The organism is Aeromonas sp. QDB62 (genome assembly GCF_027705695.1).
GTDB lineage: Bacteria > Pseudomonadota > Gammaproteobacteria > Enterobacterales > Aeromonadaceae > Aeromonas > Aeromonas allosaccharophila.
The window spans coordinates 1-942 of record NZ_JAPDCD010000127.1 but is presented as its reverse complement, the minus strand read 5'-3'; the positions used below and the strand labels follow the sequence as shown (position 1 = coordinate 942).

Genomic DNA, 942 nt, shown 5'->3' with positions numbered 1-942 from the left:
TTCACTGTCGGCGAAGGTAAGTTGATGACTCATGATGAACCCTGTTCCATGGCTCCAGATGACAAACATGATCTCATATCAGGGACTTGTTCGCACCTTCCCTAACGTTAGTTGGTTTCGACCATTACGTTTTGACTTATACAAGGCTTCATCGCAACGGCTGATCAGCTGCTCTAAACTTTCTTTCTGAAATAATGATGCAACTCCCAGTGACACGGTGACCTTGCCTACATTCTGAAACTGCTCTGAAGCAATTCGCAATCGCAAACGTTCAGCTAATTCTGCCGCGACCATATCAGTGCAATTCTCAAGCAGGATCAAAAACTCCTCGCCGCCCCAACGAATTACCCGATCATTACCCCGAACCGACTTTCGAAGCAGACCCGATACTTGAGCTAAAATCTGATCACCAACAGGATGCCCAAAGCTATCATTAATCTGCTTAAAGTGGTCAATATCGCAAAGAATGAGACTCATGGACTCTTCCCGGCTAAGAGTAAAGCTATAAGCCTCACTTAACAACGCCTTACCATGATTGCGGTTAAACAAACCAGTTAGTTGATCCACTGTTGCCGATTCACGAAGCGCCTGCTCTTCACGAAGTCGCTCAGTGACATCTTTTCCAACACTAACATAGTTAGTAATGTTACCAGCTTGGTCTTTGATAGCGGAGATACTCTGCTCAGAATGATACAAGGTACCGTCTTTACGTTTATTAATGAAAATTGCCTGGAACGTCTTTGCTGTCATTAAAGACGCTTTTACGTTCTTATAAAAGTCATCGTCGTGTAAGCCTGACTTGAAAAGTGTTGGTGTATTGCCGATTAATTCTGATTCTTCGTAACCGCTAACCTGGATAAACGATTGATTAACCTGAGATCGGTTTAAGCCAGCATTATCACGGCTTGCTCTTCGGATGTAAGATTCAAGGCTGGCTTGTTG

Annotated in this window: 1 protein-coding gene; it reads right to left on the bottom strand. The window is 43.8% G+C overall.

Annotation, left to right across the window (positions count from 1 at the left end; translation table 11 throughout):
- Positions 1–78: 78 nt before the first annotated feature.
- Complete coding sequence (locus OKC27_RS22730; RefSeq protein ID WP_442866081.1) at positions 79–918, bottom strand: diguanylate cyclase; 840 nt, start codon at positions 916–918, stop codon at positions 79–81.
- Between the last annotated feature and the right edge of the window lie 24 nt (positions 919–942).